General features: G+C 62.6%; 8 protein-coding genes. 7 read left to right on the forward strand and 1 reads right to left on the reverse strand.

Features of this window, described 5'->3' with window-relative positions; genetic code table 11:
- The coding region (locus N878_RS05850; protein ID WP_021442748.1) for an START domain-containing protein at positions 1 to 241 on the forward strand (241 nt) is incomplete at its 5' end.
- A 117-nt stretch (positions 242 to 358) separates the two neighbouring features.
- Here N878_RS05850 and gltA read toward each other — a convergent pair.
- Complete coding sequence (gene gltA / locus N878_RS05855) at positions 359 to 1639, reverse strand: citrate synthase (RefSeq protein WP_021442749.1); 1281 nt, start codon at positions 1637 to 1639, stop codon at positions 359 to 361.
- 349 nt (positions 1640 to 1988) lie between these two features.
- Between gltA and sdhC the strand changes: the two genes are divergently transcribed.
- From sdhC to N878_RS05885, 6 genes are all read left to right on the forward strand, one after another.
- Entirely contained in the window at positions 1989 to 2375 is a 387-nt protein-coding gene (gene sdhC / locus N878_RS05860; protein WP_177342876.1) for a succinate dehydrogenase, cytochrome b556 subunit, read from the forward strand.
- On the forward strand, positions 2369 to 2737 hold the full coding sequence (sdhD, locus tag N878_RS05865) for a succinate dehydrogenase, hydrophobic membrane anchor protein (protein ID WP_024308045.1): 369 nt from the start codon (positions 2369 to 2371) through the stop codon (positions 2735 to 2737). The genes sdhC and sdhD overlap by 7 nt, the downstream gene beginning before the upstream one ends.
- A gap of 3 nt (positions 2738 to 2740) precedes the next feature.
- On the forward strand, positions 2741 to 4513 hold the full coding sequence (sdhA, locus tag N878_RS05870) for a succinate dehydrogenase flavoprotein subunit (RefSeq protein WP_021442751.1): 1773 nt from the start codon (positions 2741 to 2743) through the stop codon (positions 4511 to 4513).
- A gap of 11 nt (positions 4514 to 4524) precedes the next feature.
- Positions 4525 to 5232, forward strand: a complete 708-nt coding sequence (locus tag N878_RS05875; RefSeq protein WP_021442752.1) for a succinate dehydrogenase iron-sulfur subunit — start codon at positions 4525 to 4527, stop codon at positions 5230 to 5232.
- 248 nt (positions 5233 to 5480) lie between these two features.
- On the forward strand, positions 5481 to 8312 hold the full coding sequence (locus tag N878_RS05880) for a 2-oxoglutarate dehydrogenase E1 component (RefSeq protein WP_031302814.1): 2832 nt from the start codon (positions 5481 to 5483) through the stop codon (positions 8310 to 8312).
- 66 nt (positions 8313 to 8378) lie between these two features.
- Positions 8379 to 8668: biotin/lipoyl-containing protein (locus N878_RS05885; protein ID WP_031302815.1), on the forward strand; the 290-nt coding region annotated here is incomplete at its 3' end.

Raw genomic sequence — 8668 nt, forward strand, 5'->3', positions numbered from 1 at the left:
TCGGCTCACGGCGGCGCCGACGCGCCTGCCGGAGCAGCGCGGCTATGTGCGGGTGCGCAAGCTGGAGGGCATCTGGCGCTTGCGGCCGCTGGGCGAGGGTCGGGTGGAGGTGGTCTACCAGGCGCATACCGAGCCGGGCGGCAGCGTGCCGTCCTGGCTGGCCAGCAGCTTCGTCGTCGATGCACCGCTGCAGACGCTGAAAGCGCTCCAGGCGCTGGTCGAGGGCGCTGAGCGGAAGTAGGGGATATCCGCGAAATTCACGGATAAATCCGCCATTTTTGAGAAATATCGCCGCATGTACTGCGAGCCAATAAAAAAAGGCTGCCATCGGGCAGCCTTTTTTGCGTCGCGCTGGCGATCAGTCGCGACCGCTCGGCAGGTCGCGCTGCTCGTAGCCGGTGTACAGCTGGCGCGGACGGCCGATCTTGTACGGGCTGGAGAGCATTTCCTTCCAGTGCGAGATCCAGCCGACGGTACGCGCCAGGGCGAAGATCACGGTGAACATGGAAGTCGGGATGCCGATGGCCTTGAGGATGATGCCCGAGTAGAAGTCGACGTTCGGGTAGAGGTTGCGTTCCTTGAAGTACGGATCGTTGCGCGCGATTTCGTCGAGCTTCATCGCCAGTTCCAGCTGCGGGTCGTTGATGCCCAGCTCGGCCAGCACTTCGTCGCAGGTCTGCTTCATCACCTTGGCGCGCGGGTCGAAGTTCTTGTACACGCGGTGACCGAAGCCCATCAGCTTGAACGGGTCGTTCTTGTCCTTGGCCTTGGCGATGAACTTGTCGATGTTCTCGACGCTGCCGATCTCGTCCAGCATGCTCAGCACCGCCTCGTTGGCGCCGCCGTGCGCCGGGCCCCACAGCGCGGCGATGCCGGCGGCGATACAGGCGAAGGGGTTGGCGCCGGAAGAGCCGGCCAGGCGTACGGTGGAGGTGGAGGCGTTCTGCTCGTGGTCGGCGTGGAGGATGAAGATCTTATCCATCGCCTTGGCCAGTACCGGGCTGATCGGTTTGATCTCGCACGGGGTGTTGAACATCATGTGCAGGAAGTTTTCCGCGTAGTTCAGGTCGTTACGCGGGTACATCATGGGCTGGCCCATGGAGTACTTGTAGGTCATGGCGGCGATGGTCGGCATCTTGGCCACCAGGCGCATGGCCGAGACTTCGCGGTGCTGCGGGTTATTGATGTCCAGCGAGTCGTGGTAGAAGGCGGAGAGGGCGCCGACCACGCCGCACATGATGGCCATCGGGTGGGCATCGCGGCGGAAACCGTTGAAGAAGCTCTTCAGCTGCTCATGAACCATGGTGTGGTTCTTGATGGTGCCGACGAACTTGGCCTTCTCTTCCTTGCTCGGCAGTTCGCCGTTGAGCAGCAGGTAGCAGGTTTCCAGGTAGTCCGATTGCTCGGCGAGCTGTTCGATGGGGTAGCCGCGGTGCAGCAGGATGCCCTTGTCGCCGTCGATGTAGGTGATCTTCGACTCGCAAGAGGCGGTCGACATAAAGCCAGGATCAAAGGTGAACCGACCCGTGGCGGTCAGGCTCCGCACATCGATTACATCGGGACCCATGGTGCCGGTCAGAACGGGCAGTTCGACGGGGGCATTGCCCTCGATGATCAACTGCGCTTTTTTGTCAGCCATATGTGGCCTCCTAGTTATGCTTGAAATCATCAGACAGCCCCCCACGCAGGGCCCGCACCACTATAGTGGGATAAATCCGAAAGTCAATTTGCGAAAACCCAGGCGGCAGAAGGGTTTCGGCGGGTTTTTCCGCGAAAAAAGGCCGCTATTTACGCCATTTGTTTAGCGCCTGCAATGCGCTTTTTGGGGTAGGCCATTGCATTGTCATTAGTCTGCTAACTGTCTATACTCTGCGCCCGACCGCCAGGGGCTTTGCGGCCATATTATGGCGGTCGTCACTCCTTGGGTGATGGGTACCTGACCAGTGCACTTCCCAACAACTTTGCCCTGATAGTTAGGGGCTCTCAGTGTGATAAAAGCCGTGAATAGCCAACGACCTGTAAACCTAGACCTTAGGACTATCAAGCTCCCAATCACCGCTTACACGTCCATTCTGCACCGCATCTCCGGTGTCATCCTCTTTGTCGGTATCGCCATCCTGCTGTTCGGCCTCGACAAGTCGCTGACCTCCGAAGAGGGCTTCGCCCAGGTGAAAGAATGTCTGGCCAGCCCGCTGGCCAAGTTCGTGATCTGGGGTCTGCTGTCCGCTCTGCTGTACCACCTGGTGGCCGGTGTACGCCACTTGATCATGGACATGGGCATCGGCGAGACGCTGGAAGGCGGCAAGCTGGGCTCGCAAATCGTCATCGCCGTCTCGGCGGTCGTGATCGTGCTGCTGGGGGTGTGGATATGGTAACTAATGTCACGAATTTCTCGCGTTCGGGCCTCTATGACTGGATGGCGCAACGCGTGTCTGCGGTCGTTCTCGCGGCTTACACGCTGTTTCTGCTGGGCTATGTGATCTGCAATCCGGGCATGGGCTACGCCGAATGGCACGGCCTGTTCTCGCATACCGCAATGCGCATCTTCAGCCTGCTGGCCCTGGTTGCACTGAGCGTGCACGCCTGGGTCGGCATGTGGACCATCTCCACCGACTACCTGACGCCGATGGCGCTGGGCAAGTGGGCGACCGGTGTGCGTTTCCTGTTCCAGGCCGTGTGCGGCATCGCCATGTTCGCGATGTTCGTCTGGGGCGTGCAGATTCTGTGGGGTTTCTGATTCATGGCTAGCATCCGTACTCTCTCCTATGACGCCATCATCGTGGGTGGCGGCGGCGCCGGCATGCGTGCTGCGCTGCAACTGGCCCAGGGCGGTCACAAGACTGCCGTGGTCACCAAGGTGTTCCCGACCCGTTCGCACACCGTGTCCGCCCAGGGTGGCATCACCTGCGCCATCGCCTCGGCCGACCCGAACGACGACTGGCGCTGGCACATGTACGACACCGTCAAGGGCTCCGACTACATCGGTGACCAGGACGCCATCGAATACATGTGCTCCGTCGGCCCGGAAGCCGTGTTCGAGCTCGAGCACATGGGTCTGCCGTTCTCCCGTACCGAGCAGGGCCGCATCTATCAGCGTCCGTTCGGTGGCCAGTCCAAGGGCCCGGACAATCCGACCCAGGCGGCCCGTACCTGCGCCGCGGCCGACCGTACCGGTCACGCCCTGCTGCACACCCTGTACCAGGCCAACCTGAAGGCCGGCACCTCGTTCCTCAACGAGTGGTACGCCGTCGACCTGGTGAAGAACCAGGACGGCGCCATCGTCGGCATCATCGCCATCTGCATCGAGACCGGCGAGACCGTCTACATCCGTTCCAAGGCCGTGGTCCTGGCCACTGGCGGTGCCGGCCGTATCTACGCCTCCACCACCAATGCCCTGATCAACACCGGCGACGGCGTGGGCATGGCCCTGCGTGCCGGCGTGCCGGTGCAGGACATCGAGATGTGGCAGTTCCACCCGACCGGCATCGCCGGCGCCGGTGTACTGGTCACCGAGGGCTGCCGTGGCGAGGGTGGTTACCTGATCAACGCCCATGGCGAGCGTTTCATGGAGCGCTACGCGCCGAACGCCAAGGACTTGGCCGGTCGCGACGTGGTCGCCCGTTCCATGGTCAAGGAAGTGATCGCCGGCAACGGCTGTGGCCCGGACAAGGACCACGTGCTGCTGAAGCTCGATCACCTCGGCGAAGAAGTGCTGCACAGCCGTCTGCCGGGCATCTGCGAACTGTCCAAGACTTTCGCTCACGTCGATCCGGTGGTCGCGCCGGTTCCGGTGATTCCAACCTGCCACTACATGATGGGCGGCGTGGCCACCAACATCCATGGCCAGGCCATCACCCAGGACGCCAACGGCAACGACAAGATCATCGAAGGTCTGTTCGCCGTGGGCGAAGTGGCCTGCGTATCGGTGCACGGTGCCAATCGTCTGGGCGGCAACTCGCTGCTCGACCTGGTGGTATTCGGCCGTGCCGCCGGCCTGCACCTGGAAAAAGCGCTGAAAGAAGGCGTGGAAGTCCGCGGTGCCAGCGAGACCGACATCGAGCAGTCGCTGGCGCGCCTGTCCGGCGTCAACCAGCGCAGCACCGGCGAAGACGTCGCCCCGCTGCGCAAAGAGCTGCAACAGTGCATGCAGAACTACTTCGGTGTATTCCGTACCGGCGAATACATGCAGAAGGGCATCCAACAACTGGCCGACCTGCGTGAGCGCATCGCGAACGTCAAGATCGCGGACAAGAGCCAGGCGTTCAACACTGCGCGTATCGAAGCGCTGGAACTGCAAAACCTGCTCGAAGTCGCCGAAGCGACCGCGGTGGCGGCCGAGGCTCGCAAAGAGTCCCGTGGCGCCCACGCCCGCGAAGACTTCGAGGAGCGCGATGACCAGAACTGGCTGTGCCACTCCCTGTACTTCCCGGGTGAGAAGCGCGTGGCCAAGCGTGCGGTCAACTTCGCGCCGAAGACCGTTCCGGCATTTGAACCCAAGGTTCGGACTTATTAAGGGTGACTGATATGTTGCAAGTCAGTGTTTATCGCTACAACCCGGAGAAGGACGCCGCTCCGTTCATGCAGGACTTCCAGGTCGACACCGGCGGCAAGGACGTCATGGTTCTCGACGTGCTGGCGCTGATCAAGGAGCAGGACGAAGGCTTCTCCTACCGTCGCTCCTGCCGTGAAGGCGTATGCGGTTCCGACGGCATGAACATCAACGGCAAGAACGGTCTGGCCTGCATCACCCCGCTGTCCGCGGCGGGGCTCAAAGGTGGCAAGCTGGTGATTCGTCCGCTGCCGGGTCTGCCGGTCATTCGTGACCTGGTCGTCGACATGAGCATCTTCTACAAGCAGTACGAGAAGGTGCAGCCGTTCCTGCAGAACGATACCCCGGCTCCGGCCATCGAGCGTCTGCAGAGCCCGGAAGAGCGCGAGAAGCTGGATGGCCTGTACGAGTGCATCCTGTGCGCCTGCTGCTCGACCAGCTGCCCGTCGTTCTGGTGGAACCCGGACAAGTTCCTCGGTCCGGCCGCGCTGCTGCAGGCCTATCGCTTCCTGGCCGACAGCCGCGACACCAAGACCGCCGAGCGTCTGGCGTCCCTGGACGATCCGTTCAGCGTGTTCCGCTGCCGCGGCATCATGAACTGCGTGAACGTGTGCCCCAAGGGTCTGAACCCGACCAAGGCCATCGGTCACGTACGCAACATGCTGCTGCAGAGCGGTACCTGATTCGCAAGTTGCTGTACCCGTAACACCTGCGAGCCCGGCTTCGGCCGGTCTCGCAGTAAAGCTAGAACCGCAGCCCACAAAGCCGCGGTTCCTACTCGAAAAATATGACGACCAGCAGGGGCATCCGGGCTGGTACCCGGACTATCTGCGGGAACCGAAGTGGCTTTATCCGAGTCGCAGCACCAGGGCTCGGGTACGACCATGCGGTGTCCACGCCGGTGGTGTCCCCTTACCGAGGGTGACCAAGCATGCAAGAAAGCGTGATGCAGCGCATGTGGGACAGTGCCCACCTATCCGGTGGCAACGCTGCCTACGTGGAAGAGCTCTACGAGCTCTACCTGCACGATCCCAACGCTGTGCCAGAAGAGTGGCGCACTTACTTCCAGAAGTTGCCGACCGACGGCAGCGCCGCAACGGACGTGTCGCATTCGACCATTCGCGACCACTTCGTCCTGCTCGCCAAGAATTCGCGTCGTGCCCAGCCGGTTTCCGCGGGAACCGTGAGCAGCGAGCACGAGAAGAAGCAGGTGGAAGTGCTGCGTCTGATCCAGGCTTATCGCGTGCGTGGCCATCAGGCCGCCCAGCTCGACCCGCTGGGGCTGTGGGTGCGCACTGCGCCGTCCGACTTGTCGATCAACCACTACGGTCTGACCGACGCCGATCTGGACACCACCTTCCGCACCGGCGAACTGTACATCGGCAAAGAGGAGGCAACGCTACGCGAAATTCGCGATGCGCTGCAGCAGACATATTGTCGCACCATCGGCGCCGAGTTCATGCACATCGTCGACTCCGGTCAGCGCCACTGGTTCGCCCAGCGCCTGGAAAGCGTGCGCGGTCGTCCGCAGTTCTCCGCCGAGGTGCGGGCACACGTGCTCGAGCGCGTCACCGCTGCCGAAGGCCTGGAAAAATACCTGGGCACCAAATACCCGGGCACCAAGCGTTTCGGCCTGGAAGGCGGCGAAAGCCTGATCCCCATGCTGGACGAGATCATCCAGCGCTCGGGTTCCTACGGCACCAAGGAAATCGTTATCGGCATGGCCCACCGCGGCCGCCTCAACGTGCTGGTCAACACCTTCGGCAAGAACCCGCGCGACCTGTTCGACGAGTTCGAGGGCAAGAAGACCGAAGGCCTGTCGTCCGGCGACGTGAAGTACCACCAGGGCTTCTCCTCCAACGTCATGACCGCCGGCGGTGAAGTGCACCTGGCGCTGGCGTTCAACCCCTCGCACCTGGAGATCGTCTCTCCGGTGGTCGAGGGTTCGGTGCGTGCCCGCCAGGATCGTCGCAACGACGCCGCTGGCGACAAGGTGCTGCCGATCTCCATCCACGGCGACGCGGCCTTCGCCGGCCAGGGCGTGGTCATGGAAACCTTCCAGATGTCGCAGACCCGTGGCTACAAGACGGGCGGCACCATCCACATCGTGATCAACAACCAGGTCGGTTTCACCACCAGCCGTCCGGAAGACTCGCGCTCGACCGAATACGCCACCGACGTGGCGAAGATGATCCAGGCGCCGATCTTCCACGTGAACGGCGACGATCCGGAAGCCGTGCTGTTCGTCACCCAGCTGGCCGTCGACTACCGCATGCAGTACAAGCGCGACGTGGTCATCGACCTGGTCTGCTACCGTCGTCGTGGCCACAACGAGGCCGACGAGCCGAACGGCACCCAGCCGCTGATGTACCAGCAGATCGCCAAGCAGCGCACCACCCGCGAACTCTACGCCGACGCCCTGGTTGCCGCCGGCGTGCAGAACAGCGACGAGGTGCAGGCCAAGATCGACGAGTACCGCACTGCGCTGGACAACGGCCAGCACGTGGTCAAGAGCCTGGTCAAGGAGCCGAACAAGGAGCTGTTCGTCGACTGGCGTCCGTACCTGGGCCATGCCTGGACCGCTCGTCACGACACCCGCTTCGATCTGAAGACCCTGCAGGATCTGTCCGCCAAGCTGCTGGAAATCCCCGAGGGTTTCCTGGTTCAGCGCCAGGTGGCGAAGATTCTCGAGGATCGCCAGAAGATGGGCGCAGGTGGTCTGCCGATCAACTGGGGCTACGCCGAAACCATGGCCTACGCCACCCTGTTGTTCGAAGGCCACCCGATCCGCATGACCGGCCAGGACATCGGCCGTGGTACCTTCTCGCACCGTCACGCGGTGCTGCACAACCAGAAGGACGCCAGCACCTATGTGGCGCTGAAGAACCTCTACGAAGGGCAGCCGAAGTTCGAGCTGTACGACTCCTTCCTCTCCGAGGAAGCGGTACTGGCCTTCGAATACGGCTACTCGACCACCGTGCCGAACGCGCTGGTGATCTGGGAAGCCCAGTTCGGCGACTTCGCCAACGGTGCCCAGGTGGTGTTCGACCAGTTCATCTCCAGCGGCGAGCACAAATGGGGGCGTCTCTGCGGCCTGACCATGCTGCTGCCGCACGGCTACGAAGGGCAGGGCCCCGAGCACAGCTCGGCGCGTCTGGAGCGTTACCTGCAGCTGTGCGCCGAGCACAACATGCAGGTCTGCGTACCGACCACTCCGGCGCAGGTCTACCACATGCTGCGTCGCCAGGTGATCCGCCCGCTGCGCAAGCCGCTGGTGGTGCTGACGCCGAAGTCGCTGCTGCGCCACAAGCTGGCCATCTCGACCCTGGAAGACCTGGCCGAAGGCTCGTTCCAGACCGTGATCGGCGAGATCGATGCACTCGATCCGAAGAAGGTCGAGCGTCTGATCCTGTGCAGCGGCAAGGTCTACTACGACCTGCTGGAGAAGCGTCGTGCCGAGGGTCGCGAGGACATCGCCATCGTCCGTATCGAACAGCTCTACCCGTTCCCGGAAGAGGATCTGGCCGAGGTGTTGGCACCGTACAAGAACCTCAAGCACATCGTCTGGTGCCAGGAAGAGCCGATGAACCAGGGTGCCTGGTACTGCAGCCAGCACCACATGCGTCGGGTTGCCAGTGCGCACAAGAAGGCTCTGTTCCTCGAGTACGCCGGTCGCGATGCCTCGGCCGCACCGGCTTGCGGTTACGCCTCGATGCACGCCGAGCAGCAGGAAAAACTGCTGCAGGACGCCTTTACTGTTTAACGCCTTCACCCAGGGGGCGGCGGGTGTCGCCTCCTGGTAAAAACCGAATTTAAGGAAACACACACAATGGCTATCGAGATCAAAGCCCCAACCTTCCCGGAATCGGTTGCCGACGGCACCGTGGCCACCTGGCACAAGAAGCCGGGCGATGCGGTCAAGCGCGACGAGCTGATCGTCGACATCGAGACCGACAAGGTGGTGATCGAAGTGCTGGCCGAGGCCGACGGCGTCCTGGCCGAAATCGTCAAGAACGAAGGCGACACCGTGCTCTCCAACGAGCTGCTGGGCAAGCTGAGTGAAGGCGGTGCTGCCGCCGCTGCTCCGGCTGCCGCTCCGGCCGCCGCCGCTGCTGCTCC

This window comes from Pseudomonas sp. EGD-AK9 (assembly GCF_000465935.2).
Taxonomy (GTDB): domain Bacteria; phylum Pseudomonadota; class Gammaproteobacteria; order Pseudomonadales; family Pseudomonadaceae; genus Aquipseudomonas.

Bases quoted from the DNA above. Each gene is read 5' to 3' on its own strand.
- gltA (WP_021442749.1), bottom strand. From the start codon at position 1,639: ATGGCTGACAAAAAAGCGCAGTTGATCATCGAGGGCAATGCCCCCGTC.
- sdhD (WP_024308045.1), top strand. From the start codon at position 2,369: ATGGTAACTAATGTCACGAATTTCTCGCGTTCGGGCCTCTATGACTGG.
- sdhA (WP_021442751.1), top strand. From the start codon at position 2,741: ATGGCTAGCATCCGTACTCTCTCCTATGACGCCATCATCGTGGGTGGC.
- N878_RS05875 (WP_021442752.1), top strand. From the start codon at position 4,525: ATGTTGCAAGTCAGTGTTTATCGCTACAACCCGGAGAAGGACGCCGCT.
- N878_RS05880 (WP_031302814.1), top strand. From the start codon at position 5,481: ATGCAAGAAAGCGTGATGCAGCGCATGTGGGACAGTGCCCACCTATCC.